Here is a 1,377-nt window from a genome sequence, read left to right as displayed (position 1 = left end):
CCAGGGCTTCCCCCCTGTAAAAAAACCCCCCTCCTTGTTGACCCCTGGCGGGGGAGCCACTAACACTGCATCATCACTTCTCGGAACAGGTTCTGTTGGGAAAAGGCTCGCGAAAAACGAATGTGTATCCTGCGAACCGTTTCATGAACCTGGGCAGCTACTTTTAGCAGATATAGCCGGATAGACTGTACCGACCAGGCCCAGGCTTTGGCATGAGCCGTTTTTCGGATCAGTCCCCGTAAATTGCGCAACAACTCATAAGCCAGGCACGACAGCATAAGCCGGAAGAAGTTGGCACTGAAACGATGGCAACTGAGCCGGTCTGAAAAACACATGTTCTTCACTTCCTTGATCCGGTTTTCAGAGGCCTCTCCGCGTTGCACATAAAAATCTTTGTATAGCTCTTCGGCATCGTCGTCGGCAAAGTTGCTAACGATAAAACGCAGATTCATGCCTTTGCCCGTCGATTCAATTTTGGCATATACTTGCTGAGGGTTATCCCAGGAATCAGCCTGGTAACTGAAGGGCCCTACAAACTTTTGATGCCGGGCCCCCTTTTGCCCATAGTGCTTATTGACCCAGTCATAAGATTTCCGGACCGCCGCTTTCAGGCGGGGGTTAGATGTAAGGCCAATGCAAAAATCAAGGTCTTGCTCCTCCACTACCTCATAAAAACCAGGGCAGGAAAAGCCGCCATCAGCCCGGACGATGATTTGAATATCCCCAAAGCGCTGGCGGATTTTCCTGGCGATTACCCGCAAAAACCTGTCATTCCATTTATTGGAGTGTACGTTGCCGGGGCGCAATACCGGCAGGATGATTTGCCCCGTTTCCCCATCTATATAAAACAGCTCATTGAGCATCCACTGCCAGTAGTAGCCGTGAAACAAACTGCCCTGCTGATCTCCATGGGTAGGGTCGTCGGTACAATCCACATCAATGATCACATACTCTTTATCAGTGGGCAAACTAGCCACATACCGGTCAACCCACCACTCAGCCAGCCGGTACACGGCGCCCATGTTCAGGCTGTTTTCCAGGCGGCTCAGCGTTGGTTGAGAACACAAGCCGTTATCCATTAGAGCTTTCAGCAAGGGGTCTTCCTTGAGGTAATCTACATCATTACAATCTTCGTAACCGCAAGCCAGCAGCATTACCCGTTGCATTATCAGCTCTTCAACACTGTAAGTGATCAGCTCAGGGTCGCGCCGGTCGGGGACCTGCTCACTGAACGCTTTGATCAATTTTGATCTTCTCGCCAGTTTGTACAGAAGGCTAAAGCCTCCATCTGAGCTGGTTTCCTGGCCCGAAAAATCGAAGGTGTATTGTTTTTTATTCTGATAAAAAGCCGTATTTTTATTACTCATTTTTGGGTAT

1 protein-coding gene is annotated in these 1,377 nt (G+C 49.7%); it reads right to left on the bottom strand.

Going from position 1 to position 1,377, the window contains the following annotated elements:
• Positions 1 to 59: 59 nt before the first annotated feature.
• Positions 60 to 1,377, bottom strand: a 1,318-nt coding sequence (locus IX84_RS29785) for an IS1380 family transposase (protein ID WP_044230135.1), incomplete at its 5' end; no start/stop codon positions are given.

This window comes from Phaeodactylibacter xiamenensis (genome assembly GCF_000759025.1).
GTDB classification, from domain to species: domain Bacteria; phylum Bacteroidota; class Bacteroidia; order Chitinophagales; family Saprospiraceae; genus Phaeodactylibacter; species Phaeodactylibacter xiamenensis.
This window is presented reverse-complemented; position numbering and strand designations above follow the sequence as displayed.